The 22,888-nt window shown below is 62.4% G+C and carries 19 protein-coding genes and 6 pseudogenes; 12 read left to right on the top strand and 13 right to left on the bottom strand.

The window, feature by feature from the left end; all coding sequences use genetic code 11:
- Positions 1–332: 332 nt before the first annotated feature.
- Together ACFQ3C_RS12370 and ACFQ3C_RS12365 are read right to left on the bottom strand one after the other, a co-directional pair.
- Positions 333–2,018 (bottom strand): recombinase family protein, encoded by a 1,686-nt coding sequence (locus tag ACFQ3C_RS12370; RefSeq protein ID WP_380792193.1) that lies wholly within the window; start codon positions 2,016–2,018, stop codon positions 333–335.
- Entirely contained in the window at positions 2,015–2,470 is a 456-nt protein-coding gene (locus tag ACFQ3C_RS12365; protein ID WP_380792190.1) for a DUF2924 domain-containing protein, read from the bottom strand. Before ACFQ3C_RS12365 ends, ACFQ3C_RS12370 begins: the two co-directional genes overlap by 4 nt.
- 449 nt (positions 2,471–2,919) lie before the next feature.
- Here ACFQ3C_RS12365 and ACFQ3C_RS12360 point away from each other — a divergent pair, with 449 nt between their 5' ends.
- Both ACFQ3C_RS12360 and ACFQ3C_RS12355 read left to right on the top strand, forming a co-directional pair.
- On the top strand, positions 2,920–4,080 hold the full coding sequence (locus ACFQ3C_RS12360) for a DNA modification methylase (protein ID WP_449329187.1): 1,161 nt from the start codon (positions 2,920–2,922) through the stop codon (positions 4,078–4,080).
- Positions 4,077–4,841 carry a DUF5681 domain-containing protein gene (locus tag ACFQ3C_RS12355; RefSeq protein WP_380792184.1) on the top strand — a complete coding sequence of 255 codons (765 nt, stop codon included), beginning with the start codon at positions 4,077–4,079 and terminating at the stop codon, positions 4,839–4,841. Before ACFQ3C_RS12360 ends, ACFQ3C_RS12355 begins: the two co-directional genes overlap by 4 nt.
- Here ACFQ3C_RS12355 and ACFQ3C_RS12350 read toward each other — a convergent pair.
- Positions 4,830–6,281, bottom strand: coding sequence for an ADP-ribosylglycohydrolase family protein (locus ACFQ3C_RS12350; protein WP_380792181.1), 1,452 nt, complete (start codon positions 6,279–6,281; stop codon positions 4,830–4,832). The two genes, ACFQ3C_RS12355 and ACFQ3C_RS12350, sit on opposite strands and share 12 nt — an antisense overlap.
- 379 nt (positions 6,282–6,660) lie before the next feature.
- Here ACFQ3C_RS12350 and ACFQ3C_RS12345 point away from each other — a divergent pair.
- From ACFQ3C_RS12345 to ACFQ3C_RS12330, 4 genes and pseudogenes are all read left to right on the top strand, one after another.
- Positions 6,661–6,840: pseudogene (locus ACFQ3C_RS12345) on the top strand (helix-turn-helix domain-containing protein); the annotation flags it as partial.
- 465 nt (positions 6,841–7,305) lie between these two features.
- On the top strand, positions 7,306–8,016 hold the full coding sequence (locus ACFQ3C_RS12340; RefSeq protein ID WP_380792179.1) for a GntR family transcriptional regulator: 711 nt from the start codon (positions 7,306–7,308) through the stop codon (positions 8,014–8,016).
- A 3-nt stretch (positions 8,017–8,019) separates the two neighbouring features.
- On the top strand, positions 8,020–9,579 hold the full coding sequence (locus ACFQ3C_RS12335; RefSeq protein ID WP_380792177.1) for a class I adenylate-forming enzyme family protein: 1,560 nt from the start codon (positions 8,020–8,022) through the stop codon (positions 9,577–9,579).
- Between the two features lie 41 nt (positions 9,580–9,620).
- A complete protein-coding gene (locus ACFQ3C_RS12330; protein ID WP_380792175.1) occupies positions 9,621–11,333 on the top strand; it encodes a thiamine pyrophosphate-binding protein in 1,713 nt (570 codons plus the stop codon).
- 19 nt (positions 11,334–11,352) lie between these two features.
- On the opposite strand, the pseudogene ACFQ3C_RS12325 reads toward ACFQ3C_RS12330, so the two are convergent.
- Positions 11,353–11,481 (bottom strand): annotated as a pseudogene (locus ACFQ3C_RS12325) (fumarate hydratase C-terminal domain-containing protein); the annotation flags it as partial.
- Positions 11,482–11,547: 66 nt separating this feature from the next.
- On the opposite strand from ACFQ3C_RS12325, the gene ACFQ3C_RS12320 reads away from it, so the two are divergent.
- The 4 genes and pseudogenes from ACFQ3C_RS12320 (at position 11,548) to ACFQ3C_RS12305 (ending at position 15,073) form a co-directional block, all read left to right on the top strand.
- Entirely contained in the window at positions 11,548–12,252 is a 705-nt protein-coding gene (locus ACFQ3C_RS12320; RefSeq protein WP_380792173.1) for an IS6 family transposase, read from the top strand.
- Positions 12,253–12,564: 312 nt separating this feature from the next.
- A pseudogene (locus ACFQ3C_RS12315) lies at positions 12,565–13,200 on the top strand (IS6 family transposase); the annotation flags it as partial.
- Between the two features lie 71 nt (positions 13,201–13,271).
- Positions 13,272–14,111 carry a DUF6544 family protein gene (locus ACFQ3C_RS12310; protein WP_380792171.1) on the top strand — a complete coding sequence of 280 codons (840 nt, stop codon included), beginning with the start codon at positions 13,272–13,274 and terminating at the stop codon, positions 14,109–14,111.
- Positions 14,108–15,073: a M23 family metallopeptidase gene (locus ACFQ3C_RS12305; protein ID WP_380792169.1), complete on the top strand. Its 966-nt coding sequence runs from the start codon at positions 14,108–14,110 to the stop codon at positions 15,071–15,073. The genes ACFQ3C_RS12310 and ACFQ3C_RS12305 overlap by 4 nt, the downstream gene beginning before the upstream one ends.
- 31 nt (positions 15,074–15,104) lie before the next feature.
- Here the strand turns inward: ACFQ3C_RS12305 and ACFQ3C_RS12300 are convergent, their stop codons facing one another.
- From ACFQ3C_RS12300 to ACFQ3C_RS12280, 5 genes are read right to left on the bottom strand one after another with little or no spacing between them, the layout of a single operon-like run.
- Positions 15,105–16,463: a serine hydrolase domain-containing protein gene (locus tag ACFQ3C_RS12300; RefSeq protein ID WP_380792167.1), complete on the bottom strand. Its 1,359-nt coding sequence runs from the start codon at positions 16,461–16,463 to the stop codon at positions 15,105–15,107.
- Between the two features lie 53 nt (positions 16,464–16,516).
- A complete protein-coding gene (locus ACFQ3C_RS12295; protein ID WP_380792165.1) occupies positions 16,517–17,527 on the bottom strand; it encodes a medium chain dehydrogenase/reductase family protein in 1,011 nt (336 codons plus the stop codon).
- A 19-nt stretch (positions 17,528–17,546) separates the two neighbouring features.
- Positions 17,547–18,509 carry an alpha/beta fold hydrolase gene (locus ACFQ3C_RS12290; protein WP_380792163.1) on the bottom strand — a complete coding sequence of 321 codons (963 nt, stop codon included), beginning with the start codon at positions 18,507–18,509 and terminating at the stop codon, positions 17,547–17,549.
- Entirely contained in the window at positions 18,506–19,660 is a 1,155-nt protein-coding gene (locus ACFQ3C_RS12285; protein ID WP_380792161.1) for a serine hydrolase domain-containing protein, read from the bottom strand. Before ACFQ3C_RS12285 ends, ACFQ3C_RS12290 begins: the two co-directional genes overlap by 4 nt.
- Positions 19,661–19,664: 4 nt before the next feature.
- Positions 19,665–20,786 (bottom strand): CPBP family intramembrane glutamic endopeptidase, encoded by a 1,122-nt coding sequence (locus ACFQ3C_RS12280; protein ID WP_449329186.1) that lies wholly within the window; start codon positions 20,784–20,786, stop codon positions 19,665–19,667.
- Between ACFQ3C_RS12280 and ACFQ3C_RS18905 the strand changes: the two are divergent.
- Positions 20,761–20,841, top strand: a pseudogene (locus ACFQ3C_RS18905) (IS6 family transposase); the annotation flags it as partial. The gene ACFQ3C_RS12280 and the pseudogene ACFQ3C_RS18905 sit on opposite strands and share 26 nt — an antisense overlap.
- Before the next feature lie 58 nt (positions 20,842–20,899).
- Entirely contained in the window at positions 20,900–21,607 is a 708-nt protein-coding gene (locus ACFQ3C_RS12270; protein ID WP_380792159.1) for an IS6 family transposase, read from the top strand.
- On the opposite strand, the gene ACFQ3C_RS12265 is transcribed toward ACFQ3C_RS12270, so the two are convergent.
- The 4 genes and pseudogenes from ACFQ3C_RS12265 to ACFQ3C_RS12250 all read right to left on the bottom strand — a co-directional run.
- Positions 21,558–21,902 (bottom strand): heavy-metal-associated domain-containing protein, encoded by a 345-nt coding sequence (locus ACFQ3C_RS12265; protein ID WP_380792157.1) that lies wholly within the window; start codon positions 21,900–21,902, stop codon positions 21,558–21,560. The genes ACFQ3C_RS12270 and ACFQ3C_RS12265 overlap by 50 nt on opposite strands.
- Before the next feature lie 99 nt (positions 21,903–22,001).
- Positions 22,002–22,253 (bottom strand): annotated as a pseudogene (locus ACFQ3C_RS12260) (IS6 family transposase); the annotation flags it as partial.
- A 106-nt stretch (positions 22,254–22,359) separates the two neighbouring features.
- Positions 22,360–22,561: pseudogene (locus ACFQ3C_RS12255) on the bottom strand (IS6 family transposase); the annotation flags it as partial.
- Positions 22,562–22,679: 118 nt separating this feature from the next.
- Positions 22,680–22,888: LrgB family protein (locus ACFQ3C_RS12250; protein WP_380792155.1), on the bottom strand; the 209-nt coding region annotated here is incomplete at its 5' end.

The raw sequence follows: 22,888 nt of genomic DNA, 5'->3' as shown, positions 1-22,888 counted from the left end.
ATTCCCACGCGATTTCCGTGCCTTGCGCGCGTTACTCTTGCAGAGAGACGGCGCAATACGCCCCTTCCTCTGTCATTTGTCCGGTCAGTCTCAGCGGCGCCTGCGCCTCGGTTCGGTTTCACCTGCGCTTTCAAAGAACAGGGAATTTACAGGGAATTTGCATCATTTCCGACTGGCGCCATGCCCGTCACTGGCGGCCGTGACCCGCCGGTTTTCCCGTCGGGATTGGATTTCAGCTTGTTGTGAGAGTGAGAGCTCTACCAATGAGCGCCCGGTGAGCGCGTTGGGCTCCTTCGTTGATCCTGATACACCGGAATTCCGATGTCCCCGCTTCACACGAAGCCGAAGAGCTGCGCCTGGGCGTCCCAATCGAGGGGCACGCCGGTCCGGACGATACGTGCAAGCGTCAGGTCTGGCGGCTGCGTGCCGGCAAGGATCGCGCTCTGGATGGAGGGGGCCAAGAAGGCCAGGGGGGCACGGGTGCGGATATAGGCTTCTGAATGGCCAGCGTCGCGGGCAACCTCTGCCAAGGTCGTGCCGGCTCTCAGACGATCCATCCAGAGATGGGCCTGCGCGAGGATGCGCAGCAAGGTCGGGTCAGGCCTTGGCGACATCTGCCCCGCCGCGATACGGGTCTCGACGCCCCGGTGGCGCAGCTGGAAGGGTGCGCAGATATTGAGGAATGTAGGAGCCAGGTCCTGCGGATCGACGCCCATGCTCTGCGCCAGGAAGGGCGCAGCAAGCTGCAGATGCAGGTTTGGCGGGGCCACATGACCCGAACTCAGCAGAGTGGATAGCGCAGCTGTACCTTCGGTGCGGAGGGTGGACACCAGCGCCAACAAGGCCTTTGAGACCTGTGCGGCTGTCGTTGCATCAGGTGCTGCCAGGATGGCGTGGGTCTGCGCGGCCGTTTCCAGATGGCCGAGAATGATTCCAAGCACGGCTTTCTCGAGTGCAGTGGCGGGCAGACGCCAGCCGGTGGGATCCGTACCGCCGGAGACAAGGCGGTTGGAGATATAGTAGCGAAACAGCCGCCCCTTGCGTCGTGTATGGCTTGGCGTCAGCCGATCGCCCGTCTCATCGCGGAGCAGCCCCGTGAGCGCCGCGGGTGGCACTCCGGAAAGATCAGCCACCGCAGGATCGGCTGCGCCTTGTCGTGAGCGCTGGCTCGCCTGCTGCAACTTGACCTGCACCCTATTCCAGAGGGCTTCATCGATGATGGCCGGATGCTGGCCGGGATGAAGCTCGGCCTTGTGGCGGATCTGGCCGCGATAAATCGGATTGTTGAGCAGGTAATGAAGTTGTCCCCGAGACAGGGGCTGCCCACCTTTGACGGTTCCATCCGCTGAGACCCGGCGTTTGGACACCAGCCCCTGTGCCTTGGCGGTTGCCTCGAGATCGACCAGCGAGCTGCAGTTCTCATAGAGCGCGAACAGTGTCTGCACCACCACGGCTTCCTCCGGGTTCGGAACGAGGCTGCGCTGGAGCGGGTCGGGGTGCGGATCATAGCCCAGCGGGACGGTGCCCCCCATCCAGAGGCCCTTCTTCTTGGAGGCTGCAATCTTGTCGCGGATACGTTCCGCGGTGACCTCACGTTCGAACTGGGCGAAGGAGAGCAGGACGTTGAGGGTAAGCCGACCCATGGAGGAGGAGGTGTTGAAGGCCTGGGTGACGGAGACGAAGGAGCAGTTGGCCGCATCGAGCCGTTCGACCAGCTTGGCGAAATCGGCCAGTGACCGGGTCAGGCGGTCGATCTTGTAGACCACCACCATGCCGATGCGCCCGGCGTCTACATCGCACAGCAACTGCTGCAGGGCAGGGCGATCCAGCGTGCCACCGGAGAGGCCGCCATCATCGTAGCGGGCAGGCAGAAGCCGCCAGCCCTCGTGGCGCTGGCTGGCGATATAGGCGGCACAGGCCTCGTATTGAGCATCCAGCGAGTTGAAGCCCTGCTCAAGACCGTCATCGGTGGATTTGCGCGTGTAGATGGCGCAGCGGATCTGCGGGCGGGCAGTCATTTTGCGGCCCGCCCCTGTTTGGAGGCGGTGCCACCTTGCACTGGCCCGAAGAAGCGGGGCCCGGACCACTGTGCGCCGGTAATGGCGCGGGCGATGGCGGAAAGCGAGCGGTGGTGCTGCCCCTTCCAGAGATAGCCCTGCTCGGTGACGTCGACCACATGGGTGACGCCGTTCCAGACCCGCAGGTAGCGGCCACCCGGCTGCAGGGTCTGGGTGGGGCTTCTGTCCTTGCCCGCCGTGATCCGCAGGAGCCTGGCCTTGAGTGCAGGCGGGAGCGGGGAGGTCGCGCGCGCCTGCATCTCGAAGGCGAGGAAGCGGCGCAGGAAGACCTGGCTCATGTTGGGCGGCGGGGCTGCGCCGAAGAGGTCGGTCCAAAGCGCGGTCAGTGCCGGCCTGTCGGTGGTCTCGAGGCTGATCCAGGGACGATGTGACGGGAGGGGTGATTCGGTCATGGCGCGGCTTCCTGTCAGATCGGGGTGCTGAATGTTGCGTCCCCCCGTACTGACCGGAGCGTGAGAGTATCACGCCTGTGATAGTGAGCCATGGCCAAGTCCCAAAGTCCACTCAAATACCAGTAATTACAGCTGAATTTTCTTGCCTTGGCATCTTTCCTGGAGCTCTATTTTTGGCATCGCAGGGCTCGTGGATAAAGCAACCGCGTCCTGCAGAACCTAGCTGTCACCACCACCGGCCCCGAGGGGCCGACCCGGTCCGCACGAGGGTGTGGAACGGCCCAAGAAGAGGTTTGCCGATGACCAGGAAGTTGGAATATCTCCCCCCAGCGTCTCTTGTTCCCTATCCCAAGAATGCGCGAACGCATTCCAAAAAGCAGATCCAGCAGATCGCGCAGAGCATCACGACCTTCGGGTTCACGGTGCCGGTTCTGATCGATGGCACGGGCATGATCCTGGCGGGCCATGCCCGGATTGAAGCGGCACGCTCGCTCGGTATGGCGGAAGTGCCCTGCGTCCGGGTCGAACACCTGACAGCGTCACAGAAGCGGGCCTATATCCTGGCGGATAACAAGCTGGCTTCGAATGCGGGCTGGGATGAGGACCTGCTGGCGAGTGAGTTGTTTGAGTTGACGGCAGATCCGGACCTTGACTTCGATCTCGGGGTGACCGGCTTCTCCATTCCCGAGGTCGATATCTATATTGACGGGCTGGCCCCTGAAGAACCCGGCGATCCCGCGGATGACATCCTGCCCGTTGATCCGCCGCGGCGCTGCGCACCGGGTGATGTCTGGCAGTTGGGACGCCATCGTCTGATCTGTGGCGACGCGCGGGATCCTGCGGTGATCGGCCAGCTGATGGACGGGGAGCAGGCCCGGATGGTGTTCACCGATCCGCCTTACAACGTGCCGATCGATGGCCATGTGGGTAATCTTGGCAAGATCCGGCATCGCGAGTTCGCGATGGCGGCCGGCGAGATGAGCGGGGAAGAGTTCACGGGCTTTCTGACCCAGGCGATGCGCCAGTTGCATGACCATTCCATGGACGGCTCGATCCACTTCATCTGCATGGACTGGCGGCACATGGGCGAGATTCTGGCCGCGGGTGCGGCGGTCTATGCCGAGCTGAAAAACATGATCGTTTGGGTCAAGGATAACGGCGGGATGGGCAGCTTCTATCGCTCTCGCCACGAGCTGATCTTCGTGTTCAAGAAGGGCACGGCCGCGCATGTGAACACGTTTGAGCTGGGGCAGCATGGGCGCTACCGCACCAATGTCTGGGAGTACCGGGGCGTGAATACGCGTCGTGCAGGGCGGCTGGAGGAACTTGCGCTGCACCCGACGGTGAAGCCGGTGCAGATGATGGCCGATGCGATGCGGGATGTATCTGGGCGCGGCGATATCGTGCTCGACATCTTTGGCGGCTCCGGCTCGACGCTGATTGCTGCCGAGAAGACGGGGCGGCAGGCCAATCTGTGCGAGCTGGACCCGCTCTATTGCGATCGGATCCTGGCGCGGTGGGAGGCCTATGCGAAGGACGAGGCGGTGCAATTGGTCTGTGGCTGGCCGCGCGCGTCTGTTCCGGCAGCGGCCTTGAGGGCGGCGGAATGAGCAAGGATGATGACGACAAGCCCAAGCTGAAGCCGTCAAGGCTGCAGCTTGGGTCCCATGAGGTCGGCTACGGGCGACCACCTGCGGAGACACGCTTCGTCAAGGGACAGTCCGGCAATCCCGCGGGGCGGCCGCGCGGATCGAAGAACAAGCCCGCAGAACTGGACGCCTATGACCTGCGTAACATTGTTCTGACCGAGGCCAATCGGGTAATCGAGATCAATGAACGGGACTCGGTTGTAAGGATACCGATGGTGCAGGCCGTGATGCGCAAGATCGGGGTCGATGCGATGAAGGGCCGGCCGCGGGCGCAGGAGTTGTTCATGAAGGTGACCGACAAGGCCCAGTCTGCGGCGATCCAGTTGCATGAACGTTCTTTACAGTCTGCCTGCGAATACAAAGCGTATTGGGAACAAGAACTGGATCGCCGCGCGCGCCTTGGCATCATCCATTTGCCTGATCCGCTGCCACATCCGGATGACATCGTCATTAATCTTCACACGGGCGAGGTTGAATACCATGGGCCGATGACGCCGCAGGAAGTGGTGCGTTACGAGGGCGCGCGGATGACGCTTTTGACGCTTTGCGGCGCGGTGTCTTATCTGGATAAGAGATACGTCCGCCTGAGAAAGCCCGAGGATCGAGATGCGAACAGGCTGATGGCCGCCAATGCACGCGTTCTCATCGCGGAGATCGAGGCTGGGCTTCCGGCTGCCTATATCGCGCGCAAGGGCAAGGCCGAGGCGGCGTCACAAGAGTGACGCCGCTGCCTGCGCGAGGCGTGGCCCCCATGCCAGCGTCTCGCGCCAGGTGGCCGGAATGCCTGCTGCACCGTAGAGCGCCCCGGCCAACTGACCCGCAATGGCGCCCGTGGTGTCCGCGTCCTCGCCGAGGTTGGCGGCCAGCAGCACGGCGCCGCGATAATCCCCGCTGCGCGCCACGCTCCAGAGCGAGGCCTCGAGGGAATGGGCCACGTAGCCAGAGGCGCGAATGCTGTCGCGTGCCTTGCCGCGCCAAGATCCGGCCATGATGGGTGTGATCTTGCCGGCAAATGCCTCCTCGCGGTTGCGCAGGACTTCCGACCGCTTGGCGCCCGCGATGGTATCGGCCAGGACCTCGGCATAGGCCACGCAGGCGTCCACCGCTTCGGGGGCAGCATGGGTGGTCCGGCTTTGCCGCGCGGCAACATCGCGCAGCGCAGCGCGGTTCTCGAAGTGACGGATGGCGACAGGGGCAAGCCGCATCAAGCTGCCGTTGCCCGCGCTCATCGGATCCGTCGATCCGGCAAAGGGATCACCGGTCTTCTGCCACCGGGCGAGGGCCTGCCGGGTGGTGATCCCGATGTCGAAACACTGGCCGGTGCAGGAATAGGTCCCGTGTAGGTACCAATCCACAAAACGCTGCATCAGGTCGGTCTCATCGAGGTTTGGGTTCTTTTGCAGGCTGTCCGCGAGGGCCAAGGCCATCGCTGTATCATCCGTCCATTGTCCGGGCTTCAGGCCGAAAGGCCCGCCGCCGACCATGTCCTGAAGCTGCGGATAGGTATCGCGCGGTTTGAACTCGAGCGTCGTGCCCACAGCGTCGCCGACAGCGAGGCCTATGAGCGCGCCGATCGCGCGGTCGCGGATCGCATCTGCCGAGGTGGCAGGTTCCTGCTCGGGAACGGCCTCCTGCCTCATGACATAGTCGAGTTGCGCGCTGGTCTCGATGGCCCCCGGTCGGACGCTCCGCACGGCCTTCACCGCCTCGGCGGCGGTCACGCTCAATTCGACCATCAGTCGAGCCGCGATGATCCCGGCGCGCCCCAGGCCGCCTTTGCAGTGCACAAGCACGTCAAACCCGGCACGCAGGCGGTTCATCAGGTCCGTGCCGACGGTCTTCCATTGCCGCTCGAATGCCGCATCCGGCACGGACACATCCGGGATCGGCAGGTGAAACCAATCCATATGACGGGCACGCACCTGCGCGCCCATATCCGTGACTTTGAGAGTGGCAAGTTCATGGTCCTCGATCAGCGTGAGAACCGCGACGGCGCCCCAATTGGACACGGCATCAAGGTCGAGCCCCAGGTCGCGCTGCCAACTGCCGGACATCGCGCCGGGCTGCACCTTGCCCGGGCAGAAGGTGATGCCGATCCGACCCGATCCCTTAAAGGGTTGAACAACGGCAATCTGAAGGGGATGTGAAATACTCGTGCGCATGCGTACTGCTCCTGAAGTATGGGCAGAGGTCCCGCGACTCTCTGCCGCCGCTCATCCGAGCGGCAGACAAGCAATGCTCTGATGCCGTTGAAAGACAACAAGAAAAGCACGGAACTGGTCAAATCCAGGCGTAATCGGCACGGTGGCGGAAAGGATACTTGCTGGGGCTCCGGGAAACCGGAACTGCCTCAGCAATTTGCGGGAGCACAAAAGCGTGCTGACGGTTCGAATCCCCTTCGCTCCATTTAGGCGCTTTGACAAAGTGCATGTTGATTTCCACCGAGAACTGACCCGCTTAGCGTCCTAATTTCCATTGAGAATTGACCCATGTGACCCTTCTCCCAGGCGACGAGCGCAGGGGGGCAATGGAGTGATCCACATGGGACTTTTGAACATTATACGGAAGCTGCGTTTGCGGCACGGCCTCCCGATCCGGGAGATTGCCCGGCGGACAGGTCTGTCGCGCAATACGATCAAGAAGTATCTGAACGCGGGGACGATCGAGCCTTCCTTTGCGACGCCGGAGCGGCCCAGCAAACTCGATCCTTTTGCCTCCAAGGCCGAAAGGCTGGCAGCCGCCAGAGCCGCAGCCGAGGCGCTGTCTCCAAGCTGTTCCAACTATTCCGAACTGGCTGAGGCGCTCAACGAAGAGGGGCATTTGACGGCTACTGGAAAGCCATGGACTGCGGAAAACTTGGGTAAGTTCCTCAAGAGCACTTAACAGGCGTCAACTCACCACCAGATAGAACGGGCTTCCCCAGTCCTCGTTTGGATTTTACATCATCAGACTGAAGAACACCGACATCTACACCGTTAGAATGGCCGCCCCATCGCGGACTTGGTCGCGGTTCACGCCGCTGTTCCAGGTCGCACTGGGTTGCCCGAGCACCGCGTTGCTGGGTTTATGGCTTCAAAAGGGAAAGTGCTGACCGCCATCAACGTCACCTTGCATCACGGAGTTGACTGATCGTGGTGTTCATTCTATTCTTTTTTGAATACTGAATTCAGAATGCGGTAAAGCGTCATGAAAGCCCTCAAACCTCAGGTCAGTCTTGCGGATCAAGTGTATGAGGCTCTGGTCGACGAGATCTGCAATGGATCGCTACCCGCAGGCGCGCATCTGGTACAGGAAGAGCTGGCAGAGCGGTTGGCAGTCTCACGCCAGCCTGTGCAGCAGGCGATGGCGCGCCTGAAGGCTGATGGCATGGTTGAGGAACAGGGGCGGCGTGGTCTTTGGGTCACGCGGCTGGACCCGGCATTGATGGAGCATCATTATGATGTGCGGGCAGTGCTCGATGGTTTGGCTGCGCGCCTTGTTGCGCAGAGGTTGCACGCAGAGACTGGGCTAGCCAAGACGTTTGCACGCCGCGCTGAAGATATTCTTGAGCTTGGGACAAAGGCTGTCGAGGCGGGCAAGGTGGCGGATCAGGTGCGCCATGACCGCGCATTACACAGGCTAATCTACGAGATGTCGGGCAATCCTTTCCTGGACCGTACGGCGGAGCCGCATTGGCGTTTCCTTCAGCGTGCAATGGGCGAGGTGCTGCGCCGCGCAACGCTGCCTGACGAGATCTGGCGCCAGCATGCCGAAATCGTCGTGGCTATCAGTGCCGGCGATCCCGTACGCGCCGAAACACTGATGATCCAGCATGATCTAGATGCAGCAAAGACGCTTGGTGCCGCTTTGGCCGCCCATGCGTCGGGCAACGGGTCTGGACACCCGAAGGAGGATTGATAGATGACCGCGATGCTGACCATAGGCCAGATGCTCACCACGCAGGCCCGCATCCAGCCTGACCGGCTTGGCGCGCGCGATCTGGAACGGTCGATGAGTTTTGCGCAGTGGAACACCCGGGCCTGCGGTCTCGCGAACGGGTTGCTGGCTTTGGGGCTGTCCCGAGGGGACAGGATCGCCGTATTGGCGTATAACCGTGTGGAATGGGCAGAAATCTATGCGGCCGTGGCTAAGGCCGGACTGGTGGCGGTCCCGATCAATTTTCGCCTGACCGCGCCGGAGGCGGGTTTTATTTGTGCCGATTGCAGCGTATCGGCTGTGGTGGCCGAAGTGGCGTTGGCGGATATTGCCGATGCGATGCGCCCCGATTTGGAGGTGCCTGCGTCCAATTTCATTCTGATTGGCGCGGAAGAGCGTCCCGGGTGGCAGAGCTATGAAGATCTGATTGCTGCCGCCTCGGCAGAGGAGCCGAACGTGGCCGTGACGCCCAACGACACGTGGTGTCTCATGTATACATCGGGCACGACAGGAAACCCCAAGGGCGCGATCCGCAGCCACCGGGGAATGGCGATGCTGGCCTTGATGACCCAAGTCGAACTGGGGCTCACGCGCAGCGATAACGCTTTGCTTGTTATGCCGATGTGCCATGCGAATTCGCTGAACTTCTTCACCTCTTTCCTTGCGATTGGGGCCACTGTCACGATCTTCTCGAGAGCGAATTTCGATGCGGCCCTTTGTCTGCGAACAATCGGGTCCATGGCGGTGACCTTCTCGTCGCTGACACCTACGCATTACATGATGATGCTGGATGTACCGCAGGCCGATCGTGGTGACGCTGGATTTTCTAGGGTGGCGAAACTTCTGGTGTCTTCGGCACCTGCTCGGGTCGAGACCAAGCGCGCCATCATGGAGATGTTTCCGAATTCCGGCCTCTATGAGCTGTACGGTTCAACCGAGGCTGGATGGGTGACCTTCTTGCATCCAGATGAGCTGTTCGACCATCTAGGCACCGTTGGACGCGAGGTGGTTGGGTCGGCCCCAATCAAGCTCTTGGATGATGACGGCAACGAGGTGCCGGATGGCCAGCCAGGCGAACTCTACTCCTGCGGACCCTATTCCTTCGAAGGATATTGGAACCTGCCAGAAAAGACTTCTGAAGCGTTTCGAGGATCTTACCTCTCGGTAGGTGACATGGCGATGCGAGACGAGCACGGTTATATCCGCCTTATCGACCGCAAGAAGAACATGATCATCTCGGGTGGAGAAAATATCTATCCGACCGAGGTCGAAGCCGTTCTGGCCCAGCACCCCGCGGTCAAGGATGTCGCAGTGGTTGGTCGGCCCGATGACGTCTGGGGCGAAAGGGTCGTGGCTGCCGTTGTGCGGCGCAAAGACTCGCAGCTGAGCGAGGCGGATCTGATCGCGTGGTCGAGGGACAAGCTGGCCGGTTACAAGCGGCCTCGGGAGATCCTGTTCATCACGGCGGACGAGATGCCGCGCAACACAAGCGGCAAGATACTGCACCGGGTTCTGCGCGATCGCTTTGCCCATACGATGCTGTAATCCCGCAATCCGATGACGCACATATGTGGAAAGGACAGGCCATGAACACCCGAACCGGATCTGATCTGATAGCTGCAACGCTCAAGGCGCGCGGGGTTCAGCGTGTCTTTGCGCTGTGCGGTGGTCATATCATGCCGATCTGGATGGCGCTGGATGCCGTCGGTATTGAGATCGTTGATGTCAGGGACGAACGGGCGGCCGTCTACATGGCACATGCCAGTGCCGCGGTATCGGGTGAGGTCGGGGTAGCGCTTGTCACAGCGGGTCCAGGGGTGACCAATGCGATGACTGGGATAGCCAATGCCCATGTGTCGCGAATCCCGGTTCTTGTACTGTCGGGCACGCCGCCGCGCCCGCAGGAAAACCGTGGGGCGCTTCAAGACATGAGCCACACCGCGCTAGTACAGTCGATCACGCGGATCGCCCGCACTGTGCGCCATGCTCATGCCCTGCCGCGTGAACTGGACAATGCTATTTCCGCCGCACAGGGGCACGGAGGTGAGCCCGGACCAGCGTTTCTCGACTTTCCCGTGGATGTTCAGCGTGAGGTATTGCCGTCCGTCCTGTTCGAGGTTGAGCAGATTGCGGGGCGTCCCAAGCCGCGCGCCTGTGCCTTTGCGGCTGATCTAGATGCCGCGGCCGAGATGATTGCGGCGGCCCAAAGACCCGTCGTCATCTCGGGCCGGGGGGCGAATGGAGCGGCTGCGGCACTTGCGCGATTCCTGACTGTGTCCGGGGCAGGATATTTGGACACGGGCGAAACCAAGGGCATCGTTCCAGAAGATCATCCCGCTCACATTGGCGCAATGCGCGGTGCGGCGATGACGGGGGCCGACCTCGTCATTACGGTTGGTCGCAAGCTGGATTTCCAGTTGGCTTACGGCGCGCCTGCTGTTTTTGGGGAGGCGCGTTTTCTGCGTCTATCGGATGTGGCACAGGAACTGACAGACAATCGGTTAGGCGATATCGCCCTTTTGGGTGATGTGGTCACTAGCCTAGATGCGCTCTCCGACCGTCTGCAAGGACAGACCGGAGAACTTGATTGGGTACGAGGACTGCGGGAGCGGCATCTGCAACGCACTGCGGGGCTGGCTGAGATGTTGGCGAATGCGCCGTCAGACGCAGCGGGACGCATACATCCCAACCGCCTGCTGGGCGAGATCCGAAAAAGACTGGCTGAGGATGCGGTCGTCATCGCGGATGGTGGCGACTTTCTAAGCTTTTCGCGGGTTGCCCTGTCTTCGGCCACTTATCTCGATCCGGGGCCCTTGGGTTGCATCGGGTTGGCTACGCCATTTGCCATCGGTGCTGCAAAGGCTGCGCCAGGGAGGCAGGTTGTGGCGGTTACAGGCGACGGTGCCTTTGGTTTTTCCGCGATCGAGATCGATACAGCCGCGCGCCACAAGGTTCCCATCCTGATCGTGGTCAGCAACAACGGGTCTTGGGCCATTGAAGTGCGCGATCAGATGGAGCGTTTCGGCAAGGCGGTGGGCACGGAACTTCAATTCGCGGATTACGCGGCGATGGCCAGGGCTTTTGGTTTGCAGGCATGGCGCATCGAAGGCGAAGCGGAAATCGCCCCCTGCCTTGACGCAGCCTTTTCTGCGCTTGCTGCGGGGCAAACAGTTTTGATCGACGCAATCACTTCGCCCGAGGCGCGTTCGTCCGACAGTAAAACCGGCCTTGCATGGGTTCCTGATCTTCAGGCGCTGGCCGCGTGGGATGATGCGGAGCATTCATGGTTAGGCATTTGAACCGTTGCCTAGCCTAGGACTATTCTGGAACAGGCGACCTGCGCCACGCGGCAGGGCCTGATTTGTGAATCGAATTCCCACGACAGTCCACGGCCACGGTCACGGGCATGTCCTGGACCTGCAGTTCATATATGGCTTCCATGCCAAGATCCGTGAAGGTGTTGTCAGAGCAAACCGACTTGAGACGGGCAGGGCGGTTGCATAACTTCGCCGGATGATAAAACGCTCCCCATTCCGCTACTTCAAAACGAGCCCTGAGGTCATCCGTCTGGCGGTGATGTTGTACATCCGGTTTCCGCTTTCATTAAGAAACGTCGAAGATCTGCTGCACGAACGGGGCATCGACGTGAGCCATGAAGCTGTGCGGTATTGGTGGCATCGGTTCGGACCGATGTTCGCGGCCGAGATCCGAAAGCGCCGGATTTCCGGAATGAAATCCAGCCGTTGGCGGTGGCATCTGGACGAGGTCTTCGTGAAGATCAACGGTGAGCGGCACTACCTCTGGCGGGCCGTGGATCACGAAGGCGAGGTCCTGGAAAGCTTTGTGACGAAGACGCGTGACAAGGCAGCGGCGTTGAAATTCCTAAGGAAAGCAATGCGTAAGCATGGTCGCCCGGAGGTTATCGTCACGGATCGACTGCGATCGTATGGCGCGGCGCTGAAGGAGCTCGGTGCAGCAGATCTCCAGGAAACCGGTCGGTGGACGAACAACAGGGCAGAGAATTCGCACTTGCCATTCCGACGACGGGAGAGGGCGATGTTGCGTTTCAGGCGCATGCGAAGTCTGCAGAAATTCGCCGCTGTTCATGCTTCCGTCTATAATCACTTTAATCAGGACCGCAGCCTCTCAACTCGACCGAATTTCAAACTCAACCGTGCCGCCGCTCTCGCCGAGTGGCGTGGTCTTTGCTCGGCGTAAGGACAGCGTCACTGTCCAAGCTGAGACTGTCGAATTTGTCTGACAGCACCCCCACGTCAGGCCCGCGGTGATCACGATCAGCGCGAAAAGAATGGTATAGGCGGAGGGGAAGCTGAACCGAGAGGTGGTTTCGGGAGCGGGAGGTGTGGGTTTTGCCATGGGATGTCCTTAGCCAGCAGGTCCGCGATATCGGGCGCGACGGTCTCGAAAAGGGTAGGCGATAGGGGCAGGCGGCGGACTGACCCAGGTTAGTGGGACCCGCCAGTGCGAAGAATTTGCCAAGCGGGGCAGACCAGACGCTGACTGCAAGCGCATGTGCGGTTCCCGCTTTCGCTTAGGAACGTCGAAGACTTGCTCCATGAGCGTGGCGTCGACGTGAGCCACGAGACCGTCCGTTTCTGGTGGCACAGGTTCGGCCCAATGTTCGCCTCGGAGATCAAAAAGAGGCGGATTGAGGGGATGAAATCCAGCTTTTGGCGCTGGCATCTGGACGAGGTATTCGTGAAGATCAACGGTGAGCGGCACTCCCTGTGGCGAGCTGTCGATCATGAAGGCGAGGTTCTTGAGAGCGTCGTCACGAAGCGAAGAAACAAAAGCGCCGCATTGAAAATGTTGAGAAAATTAATGCGGCGCTACGGTCAGCCGGACGTCTTGGTAACCGATCGGTTTCCGTCATATAAAGCGGCGCTTCGCGACATGGGGTGCGAGGATCGGCAAGCTTGCAGTCGTTGGCTGAACAACCGCGTTGAGAACTCACACCTTCCATTCCGACGACGAGAACGAGCCATGCAGCGCTTTCGGCGAATGCGAAGTCTGCAGAAGTTCGTCGCCGTCCATTCCTCCGTCTTCAATCACTTCAACCAGGATCGTAGCCTCTCCAAACGGGACCACTTCAAGCAAAACCGAACCGCTGCTCTGGCCGAGTGGCGCGCTCTCTGCGCGGCATAAAGGACAGCGCCGCTGTCCTGGCAAAGACAAGTTCGAATTAGTCTGACAGCACCTTTAGGATCAATGAACGCATGAAACTCGCAATTGCAATTCTGATCACATTTGCCCCCGCGGTCTCGGCGCTTATGCTTTGGCTGGTTCTGGACCGACGGGCTGACCGCGCCGAATGGGCGCGGCTGGCTGCACTCCAGCCTGCAAATCCCGATATCTTCGCCGCCGAGATGGTGGCCGCTCTGCCCGAGCCGGCGCGCCGCTATTTCGGCTACACGATCCGCCCGGGGACGCCGCTTTGGTCGGTGGTCGAGATCGACATGGGCGGGCAGTTCAGCCTCGGCAGCAAGGACGCCCTGAACTACCAGCCGATGGAGGCGCGCCAGATCCTCGCCACGCCGGAGGGCTTCGTCTGGGCGATGCGCACACGCGGGGGCATGCCTGTGTCGGGATCGGATTCGGGGCGCTGGACGCGGTTCCGGATCTTCGGCGTGATCCCCGTCGCCCGGCTGGGCGGCGATCCCGACCATACCCGCTCGGCCTTCGGGCGGTATGTCGGCGAAGCCGCGATCTGGTCGCCCGCGGCGCTGCTGCCCGGGCCGGGTGTCACGTGGGAGACCGTGGACCAGAACACCGCCCGCGTGACCGTGGCCCATGGAGATCTTGAGCAGGCCGTCGATGTGACCGTCGATGCCGAAGGCCGCCCGGTTGAAGTCACTTTTCAGCGCTGGAGCAATGCGAACCCCGACAAGGTGCACCGGCTACAGCCCTTCGGCGCCGTCATGTCGGACTTCCGCGAGGTGGGGGGCTATCGCCTGCCGTTCCGCGTCGAAGCGGGCAACCTGTTCGGCACGGAGGACTACTTTCCGTTCTTCATCGCCGAGGTGACCGAAATCCGCTTTCCAGGAGCACGCCCATGACACTCACGATCCTCGCCTTGCAAATAGCGCTACCGCTCGCGCTGATCGCCTGGCTGGCCTTCCTGCCTGCGGGCAGCCTGACCGGTTTCACGGTGCAGGCAGCGGGCACAGGGGTGTTTCTCTTCGCACTGGCGCGGGTTGCGCAATGGGCGGTGACGGGGTGGTGGCTTCCCTGGGTTTACGGTGGGCTCTGGTTGCTGGCGGCTCTCGCTTCTCTTTACAGGAAGCGCTTCACCGGGACGCCGCTCCTGCCCGAGGCGGTATTGGGATGGCTCGCGCTGGCGCTTTCGATCCTCTTGCTTGGCCTTGGGGGATGGTATGGTGTCAAGGCCCTTGCAGGAAGCCGCCTGCCCCCCGTGGAGATCGTCGATATTGCCAACCCCTTCGGGCCGGGCTGGTATCTGGTCGGCAATGGTGGATCGAACAGGCTGGTGAACGTGCATCTATCAACACTGGACGACAGCGTGGAACGGTTCCGGCCCTGGCGCGGGCAATCCCATGCGGTGGATTTCTTCGGGCTGGGGCCATGGGGTTTTCGCGCGAACGGCTGGCGGCCCGCCGATCCGGCGGCCTACGCAATCTTCGGCACCGAACTGCGCGCGCCTTGCGACGGAGAGGTGGTCGCGGCCGAGGGTAGTATGCTCGATTTCGAGGTGCCGCAGCAGGATCTGGTCAACCGACTGGGCAATCACGTCATCCTGCGCTGCGGCGCGGTCGAGATCGTGCTGGCCCACATGCGGCAGGGCAGTCTGCATGTCGTGCCTGGCGACCTTGTGGGGGTAGGCGATCGGCTGGGCGAGGTCGGCAATTCCGGCGCATCGACAGAGCCGCATCTGCACATCCACGCTCAACACTCGGCGGCAGAGGGCGCCCCACCGATCTCGGGCGAACCGCTGGCACTGCGCATCGATGGACGCTACCTCGTGCGGGGCGACCGGTTGACCGGAGCCTCGGGCGGGTGAAGTCCGCTATGCGGCTGGTTCGGATGCCCGTTCACCGCGAGCGCCTAGGGCCGAGTGCGACCGCAGCAAGGCTGAGACCTACCAGCCCTGAGGTAGCCCCAAGCCACGGCCAGATGCCTGGCAGGATCGAGAACAGGAACAGGTACTCCTGTGCCGCGGCCCAGAGCGGCCAGAGGATTAGCGCCGCGCCGATCGCGCCTGCCATGGTCCGGGCGACGAGTGGGCGCTGTCCGCCACGCAGCGCGGTCCGGAGGGAGAGCGCCGCGAAGAAGAGGCCGAGGGCGATACCGACATGCGCAGCCCGTTCGGCCCAGAGAACGCGGGCCATGCCGACCGGTGCGACGCCAAGGCTCTCCGACCAGTCCCGCAGGATGGCGGCAAAGAGCGGCCAGGCGCGCTGGCTGTTCGACAGGATCACGATGCCGTTGCCCGTCTCCGGCACGAGGTGCATGTGACTCATCCAGCCATAGCCCTGGCCACCATGCCAGACTGCAGCGCGGCCGTCCGAGAGCGTCTCGGTGAAATGCCCTAGCCCGTAGCCCTCGGCGGCGAAGCCGAAAAGGCCACCTGCACGGACGGCGGGCCGGTGCAGGCTGGCCACGGCTTCGGGCGAGAGCACCTGTTGCTCTGCGCCCGCCATCCCGGCGACGGCAAAACGCGCGATGTCGGCGGCGGTGGCCTGCAGCCCGCCTGAGGCGCGGGCCGGATAGACGTAAGGCGCGACGGGTCTCCCGCGCAGGTCGTGGCCCACGGGCATTTCGGCGCCTGTCCAGTCGAAGCGCGTGCCCGCCATGCCGAGCGGCCCAAGCACCTCGCGCGCCATGAACCTGCCGAAATCCTCGCCCGTGCAATCCTCGATCGCCAGTTCCAGAAGGGAATAGCCGGTATCGGAATAGCCAAACCGGGTGCCGGGCGGGGCGATCATCTTGAAGTCCTGGGCGATGTGGTCTGGCAGGTCGGGTCTCGGCGCGTCGGGCGTGTAGCGGGCGGCATAGTCGCCGAGGCCGATGCCGGCGCTGTGGCTCAGAAGATCGCGCGGGGTAATTCGTGCCGCGCCGTCCGGCAGATGCCAACGCTTCAGGCAATCGCCGATAGGTGCGTCGAGATCAAGCCGCCCGGTCTCGGCCAGCCGCATAGCACCCCAAGCGGTGACGGGCTTGGAGATCGACTCCACCCGAAACAAGGCGTCGGGGCCCATCGGCCGACCGGTTGCCGGGTCTGCCATGCCGAAGGTGCCTGTCCAGACCAGCGCGCGGTCTTCGATCAGCATGACAACCGCGCCGACCACGTCGTCCGCAGCCATGCGGACCGGAATCGTCGCTTCCAGCAGGTGTGCTGGCGCCGGGGCATCGGCCTTTGCCGGGATCCCGCCGGGCAAGAGGACAGACATCACGGCTATTATGGCGCGGCCGAACCCGTGCACCAAAGCTCCGTCGCGGCGTCTCACGGGTTCGAAACCCTCAGCACCAGCTTTCCGGCGACAGTGCCCGCCTCGACCCGCTGGTGTGCATCGCGCACCTGCGCCAGCGGCAGAACCTCCGCCACGACCGGATCGAAGCGACCCTCGGCCAACATCCCGAAGAGGGTGGCGAGATCCTCGCGGAACCAGTCGGGGTGCTTTCGCCGCATCGCTCCGATCGAGTAGAATGCGGTCACATGGCCGTTTGGTAGCCAGTCCCATAGCTTCAGCTTCACGAAATCCATCGGGATCGAGCCGCCCCGGCCCAGCACCTCGTTCTGGAAACCGAAGGCCACCAGCATGCCTCCCGGCTTCAACGCGTGCAGCGAGCGCGCCAGGCTTTCGCCTCCCAGTGGGTCGAAGACGGCATCGACCCCGCCGCCTGTAGCCTCGATCAGGGCCGCTTCGGGTGCATCGGCGTCGATTGGCGTGGCGCCGAGGCTGTGGATCAGGCCGTGTTTGGCCGCAACATCAGTGCCAAAGGCCGTGATCCCGGAGTCGCGCGCCAGTTGCAGCATGGCCGTGCCCACCGCGCCGCCCGCGCCGTGGATCAGCATGGTCTGGCCTGCCGTCATCTTCGCGACCCTGGTCAGCATCTGGAAGGGCGTGACGGCCGACAGGATCATGCCGAGCGCGTCCACCTCTGACACACCGTCGGGCACGCGCGTCAGCCGGTCCTCGGGCAGGCAGATGTATTCGGCGTAGGCACCGATGGTGGTCAGGTCCGCCACGCGGTCGCCGGGCTTGAACCGAACGACATCGGGGCCCGTCGCCTCGACGATCCCCACCATGTCATAGCCAGGAGTGAAGGGCGGCTTGTCCTTCACGTCCGGATACATTCCCTTGCGGATCATCACGTCGGTGAAGGCCGCGCTGGTCACCAAAACGCGGACCCGCACCTCGCCTTCGCGGGGCTCGGACAGGTCTCCGACGGTTTCAAGTTCGAGGTTTTCAGGGCCGCCGAAGGCCTTCAGTGTGACGCGGGTGTAGGGCATTGGGCTTCTCCTCAAAGGGTCAGGGGCGCGTTGCCGCGATAATGAATGTGCCGATTTCCCGGGTCAGATCGGCATCGTGGCCGAGCCAGATGTGACCTCCATCGGGATAGACGACCAGCCGCGCATCGGGGATGCGACCGGCCAGCTGACGCGCCGTATCGGCGGTGCCGAATAGATCGTCTTCGCAGGACAGTATCAAGGTCGGCCGGGTGATGGTCTCGAAGGCTGTCTGCGTGGGTGTTCCCGCCCAAAAGCCGTCGTTCCGCAAACCTTCGACCTTGCGGCTGATCGGCATCAAGCCCTCGCGGATCAGGTCGGCCCGCCGCCGTTCTTCCGGCGAAACCCGATCGAGCAGGGCTGGGTCTGTCGCGAGGAGCGTGCGCAGCAGCATTTGGGGGGCAAGTGTTGCGAAGCCCCAAAACAAGGGATCCGAGGTCAGGACGCGCTCCACCGCCACGCGCTGCAGGGCGGTGAATGCCACCGGGTCGCGCCCCATGAGGTTCGCCGCCGGCACGATGAGGATGAGATGCGCGCATCGATCAGGGTGGCGCCGCGCGAATTCCGCCGCTGTCAGCGCCCCTGCCGACCCGCCCGCCACGGCGATCCGTTGGAGCCCGAGATGGTCCAGCAAGTCGACCAGCACATCCGCCTGGCGCGCCGGGGAGGCGTCGTCGGGAAAACCGCTTCCAAGGTATCCGAAGCGCGACGGCGCGACAATCCGGAAGCCGGCCTCGAGCAGGCCATGGGCAAAGAGAAGGCCCTGGTCGAACCCGCCGCCGGTGCCGTGGATCATCATCAGCGGCGGCCCGTGGCCCGCGACAGCGTATTCCAGCGCCCCGGCGCGGGTCTCGATCACGCTGCTGCGCCGCGCGATACGGGCCTCTGCCCCAGCCATCGTGCCGCGATAGGCGCCGGCGCTCCATGCTCCGCCTGCGAGCGCGATGCCCGCGAGGCCGGTCAGCAGGGCGCGCCGCGCGATCACCGGACGGCCTCGATCGCAAGGTCTGCTAGCGCCGCCTCGAGCGCCGGGACAAGATCGCTCTCATCGTTCGCGATGCCGACATCGGTGTTGATCTGGAAGGCGACGGTGACGCCGTGATCAGGATAGTGGCGTAGGCTTGAGACATAGGCGGGGATCCAGCCGCCATGGCCCCAGACCGGCCCGCGCGGCGTATCGGCGTAGATCGCGACGCCCGCGCCGTAGAGGATGCCGGGTGCGTCGGGGGCCACAGGCACGCCGTCGAGCAGCCGGTCCAGATAGGGGCCCTCCAGCGCCTCGCCGCCGAACAAGAGATGTCCCCAACGCACCAGATCGGCGGAGGTCGAGGCAAAGCCGCCGCCCGCCGCCTCCACCGCTGGGTTCCACAGAAGCCGCCGCTCGGCATCGGCGGTGCGCGCGGGCAGGCCGAACGGATTGTCGGGCGCGATATAGCCCACCGCGAGCCCCGGTAGGTCGGGGCGGTTCGACGGGACCGTGCCGCCGAGGTCGAGCGGATCCAACAGACGGGTGCGGACGGCCTCGTGCCACGCCTGTCCGGTTACCTGCTCGATCACGAGTCCCAGCAGGACATAGCCCGTATCGCTGTAGGCCCAGGCGTGGCCGGCCTCGAACAGCGGCGCCTCGCCGGTCACGAAGTCTATGAGCCGCTCGGGGTCGAAGTCCCGTTCGTCCGTCGTCAACCGGGTCCACTCTGCCTGGAACTCGGGCAGATGCACATGGTCCGGCAGCCCAGATGTGTGTTGCAGGAGGTGATCGATGGTTATGGTGCCCGCATTGGGCAGCGCGTCAAACCATGGGCGGTCCCCGAGATGGGCCAACAGCAGATCGGCCCGCGACAGACGCCCTTCGCTTTCCAGCGCCAGCACCGTCGCCGCGACAAAGCTCTTGCCGATGCTCGCAGCCAGCATGGGCGTCTCTGGCGTCATGGCGCGCCCTATCTCCACATCGGCGAGGCCGGTGGCCGCCGCCATCACCGTGCCGTCCGGCAGGGCGATCGCCGCTGTGGCGCCCGGAAAGCCATAGCGCTCCAGGAACTCGTCCAGCGTCGCGGCCAGCCGACCGTCCTGCGCCGCCACGGGCGCGGCGAGGCCGCCCAGAGCCAGCGAGAAGGCGATAAGAAGGCCCCGTCGCATCTGCCTACTCCGCCAGTTGCGGCGCGGCGTCCCGTGCGGGCAGGATGACCTCGGTCACTGTGCCGTTGCGGCTGAACATCGTCTTGCGGGTCAGCCAGACCACGACCACGGCCACCACCACGAGGATCCAGGTGTCGTAAGGCTGGGCATCGGGCCAGAACGGGTTGATCAGTTGCCAGTGGAACAGCATCGGCAGAAGCAGGCTGCCGCGCGACGCGTTGAAGATCGGCGTCACGAGGATCGCAAGCGTAACGTTGCCGATGAAGAAGGGCAGGAAGGACCAGTTCTCGTACACGACACCAGCCAGATAGAAGGCGGGCAGATGCCAGAATCCCCAGGCCGCTCCGATTATGGCTCCTGCCCAGAAGGGGGCTATGTGACGCTGCAGGAGCGGCTGGGCGACGCCCCGCCAGCCGAATTCCTCCATCGGACCCAGAAAGAGCATCATGACCATGAGCGCGACCATGGCGTCCACGCCTTCCGGGAGAATCGGGGCAAGGAGCGGCCCGCTCTTTATCAGCGATCCGATCATGAAGACGGCGGGGATGCCGATTAGGATGAAGGCCCACCAGACTGGGGCGCAGCGCCAGTAGAGAAGGCGCGACAAGAAGGCGCGCAGGCCCCGCACCCCGCCGAACGCCAGCACCAGAAGGAAGCCCGCAATGCCGGGCGCCCAGGTGGCTAGGAAGTAGAGGGGGTGGCCGCCGCTGATCTCGCCGAAGGTCGCGGTTGCCTGTTCCGGGAAGTAGATATAGCCGCCGATCACGCACCACGTGATGCCGAACGTGAGCAAGGCGAAGAACAGGAGCGCGTAGGACGGGAGGCTCGTCTGCGTTCTCATCGCAGTGGAAGACATGAACGAAGCCTCTAACAACAGTTGTTTTCGGAATTCGCCGCAGCATCGCTTAAGTCGCCCGCGTCTTCGTTGATCGAGATCAACCAGAAAAATATCAGACAAACAGGGAGGGGCGGGCAAGGTCTCAATGCTATCGAGAGGCGCTGTCAAAGAAAACCAGCTTGAGACGGACAGGACGGTTGCATAGCCTCGCCAGATGAAAAAACGCAGCCCATTTCGGTATTTCAAAACCAGCCCCGAGGTCATCCGACTGGCGGTGATGTTGTACATCCGGTTCCCGCTTTCGCTTCGGAACGTCGAAGACTTGCTCCATGAGCGTGGCGTAGGGCAGTGTCAGATTAAACCTGCTTGAGCAGGGCAGGGCGGTTGGCTAGCCTTCCTCGATGACAAAACCTAGCCCCTTCCGCTACTTCAAGACCTCTCCCAAAATTATCCGGCTAGCTGTGATGCTGTACGTGCGGTTCCCGCTGTCGTTGCGCAATGTCGAGGATCTTCTGCATGAGCGGGGGATCGAGATCAGCCATGAGACCGTGCGGTTCTGGTGGAACAGATTTGGTCCGATGTTCGCTGCCGAGATCCGGAGAAACCGGATCAGCCGAATGCGTGCGTACTCGAACTGGCAATGGCACCTGGACGAAGTTTTTGTGAAGATCAATGGCGAGACGCACTATCTGTGGCGGGCCGTGGATCACGAAGGCGAAGTTCTGGAAACCTTCGTCACCAAGCGCCGGGATCGCCAGTCGGCATTGAAATTTCTCAGAAAATCAATGAAGCGCTATGGTCAGCCGGAAGTGCTGGTGACGGATAAACTGCGATCCTATGGTGCTGCGATGAAAGTCGTTGGAAACATCTGGAAACAGGAAACAGGGCGCTGGCTGAACAATCGGGCGGAGAATTCCCACCTGCCATTTCGACGACGGGAGCGTGCGATGCTTCGCTTCCGACAGATGCGATGTTTGCAAAAATTCGCCGCTGTCCATTCATCAGTACACAACCACTTCAATCAGGAACGCCACCTCTACGCACGCGAAAATTTCAAGCTCAACCGTGCCGCCGCTCTGGCCGAGTGGCGCGGTCTCGGCGCGGCATAAGGGGCAGTGCCACTGTCCGAGCTGAGACTGGTTCGAATTCGTCTGACAGCACCTCGTCGCCCTCTATGCGGTCAAATCCGTACCCTGTAACAGCAACTGCTTTTTCGATTTCCGGGAGCCGCCCCTCAGGTACATTGAGGGTCATGATGTGAGTGGCTGCCGATACCTTCACCGCGTTTGGCGCAATTCCGGCGGTCTGTGCCGCGCGTTCTATCTGCGCCGCATCCTTGGCGCAGTCCATGCCCGAGACACGGTAGCGAATAGGTAAAGCTTCGGAGAGTTGATTGTCGGTCATGGTGGCAAAGTAGACCCGGCGCAACCGACAGCCAAACGGTTAGATGGGTGTTGTCAGACAAATTCGAACCAGTCTCAGCTTAGACAGTGACACTGCCCCTTATGCCGCGCCGAGACCGCGCCACTCGACCAGGGCGGCGGCGCGGTTGACCTTGAAATTTTCGCGTGAATAGAGGTGGCGTTCCTGATTAAAGTGGTTGTGAACCGAGGAATGGACAGCGGCGAATTTCTGCAAATATCGCATCTGACGGAAGCGGAGTATTACGCGCTCCCATCGTCGGAGCGGAAGGTTTCAGTGCTCCGCCCGACGGTTCAGCCATCGACCGGTTTCTTGCCGATTGGCAGCGCCGATTTGCTTCAGTGTAGTAAATCCCACACTTCGCCGCCCGTATGCCTGCGGCCATGCAGATGCAGATTGAGAGCTGCCAGACGAATTCGAGCCAGTCTCAACCCTGACAGTGCCATTGCCAGTCCGAGCTTGCACGCATACGGCTGATCCGGTTCCGCCAGATCTCAGCGGCGAACATCGGGCCAAACCTGTTTCACAAGAATCCGACAGTCTCTTGGCTTATCTCGATCCCGCCACTCATGCAGAAAATCCTCGACATTCAGCTATGACAGCGGGAAACCCACGCACCACATCACAGCTAGGCAGATGATTTCCGAAGATGTCTTGAACCCGTGGACGGAGCCAGGTTTTCTTAATATGAACGCTATCCAGCCCCCCCTGTCCCGCTCAAGTTAGTATGATCGGACAGCACCCCGACGCATTCTCTTTTCAGTGTGTTGCAAGAAAGAGGGGCACCAGAAGCATGGTCATTATGGCATTCAGGATCATACCGACACTGGCGAAAGCACCGGCCGTGTCAGACATTTGAAAGGCCCGCGCCGTCCCGATGGCACTCGCCCCCATGCCAAGCGCAAACCCCTTGGCGCGCTCGTCCCTTACGCCGCCGGCTTCGAGGAGGAATGGGCCGAAAGCTGCGC

The sequence above is a fragment of the Seohaeicola saemankumensis genome (assembly GCF_042678485.1).
Classification (GTDB): Bacteria; Pseudomonadota; Alphaproteobacteria; order Rhodobacterales; family Rhodobacteraceae; genus Seohaeicola; species Seohaeicola saemankumensis.
Note: the sequence above shows the minus strand (reverse complement) of the source record. Positions and strands in the feature narration are given on the sequence as shown.

Bases quoted from the DNA above. Each gene is read 5' to 3' on its own strand.
- ACFQ3C_RS12370 (WP_380792193.1), bottom strand. From the start codon at position 2,018: ATGACTGCCCGCCCGCAGATCCGCTGCGCCATCTACACGCGCAAATCC.
- ACFQ3C_RS12365 (WP_380792190.1), bottom strand. From the start codon at position 2,470: ATGACCGAATCACCCCTCCCGTCACATCGTCCCTGGATCAGCCTCGAG.
- ACFQ3C_RS12360 (WP_449329187.1), top strand. From the start codon at position 2,920: ATGATCCTGGCGGGCCATGCCCGGATTGAAGCGGCACGCTCGCTCGGT.
- ACFQ3C_RS12355 (WP_380792184.1), top strand. From the start codon at position 4,077: ATGAGCAAGGATGATGACGACAAGCCCAAGCTGAAGCCGTCAAGGCTG.
- ACFQ3C_RS12350 (WP_380792181.1), bottom strand. From the start codon at position 6,281: ATGCGCACGAGTATTTCACATCCCCTTCAGATTGCCGTTGTTCAACCC.
- ACFQ3C_RS12340 (WP_380792179.1), top strand. From the start codon at position 7,306: ATGAAAGCCCTCAAACCTCAGGTCAGTCTTGCGGATCAAGTGTATGAG.
- ACFQ3C_RS12335 (WP_380792177.1), top strand. From the start codon at position 8,020: ATGACCGCGATGCTGACCATAGGCCAGATGCTCACCACGCAGGCCCGC.
- ACFQ3C_RS12330 (WP_380792175.1), top strand. From the start codon at position 9,621: ATGAACACCCGAACCGGATCTGATCTGATAGCTGCAACGCTCAAGGCG.
- ACFQ3C_RS12320 (WP_380792173.1), top strand. From the start codon at position 11,548: ATGATAAAACGCTCCCCATTCCGCTACTTCAAAACGAGCCCTGAGGTC.
- ACFQ3C_RS12310 (WP_380792171.1), top strand. From the start codon at position 13,272: ATGAAACTCGCAATTGCAATTCTGATCACATTTGCCCCCGCGGTCTCG.
- ACFQ3C_RS12305 (WP_380792169.1), top strand. From the start codon at position 14,108: ATGACACTCACGATCCTCGCCTTGCAAATAGCGCTACCGCTCGCGCTG.
- ACFQ3C_RS12300 (WP_380792167.1), bottom strand. From the start codon at position 16,463: ATGTCTGTCCTCTTGCCCGGCGGGATCCCGGCAAAGGCCGATGCCCCG.
- ACFQ3C_RS12295 (WP_380792165.1), bottom strand. From the start codon at position 17,527: ATGCCCTACACCCGCGTCACACTGAAGGCCTTCGGCGGCCCTGAAAAC.
- ACFQ3C_RS12285 (WP_380792161.1), bottom strand. From the start codon at position 19,660: ATGCGACGGGGCCTTCTTATCGCCTTCTCGCTGGCTCTGGGCGGCCTC.
- ACFQ3C_RS12280 (WP_449329186.1), bottom strand. From the start codon at position 20,786: ATGTACAACATCACCGCCAGTCGGATGACCTCGGGGCTGGTTTTGAAA.
- ACFQ3C_RS12270 (WP_380792159.1), top strand. From the start codon at position 20,900: ATGACAAAACCTAGCCCCTTCCGCTACTTCAAGACCTCTCCCAAAATT.
- ACFQ3C_RS12265 (WP_380792157.1), bottom strand. From the start codon at position 21,902: ATGACCGACAATCAACTCTCCGAAGCTTTACCTATTCGCTACCGTGTC.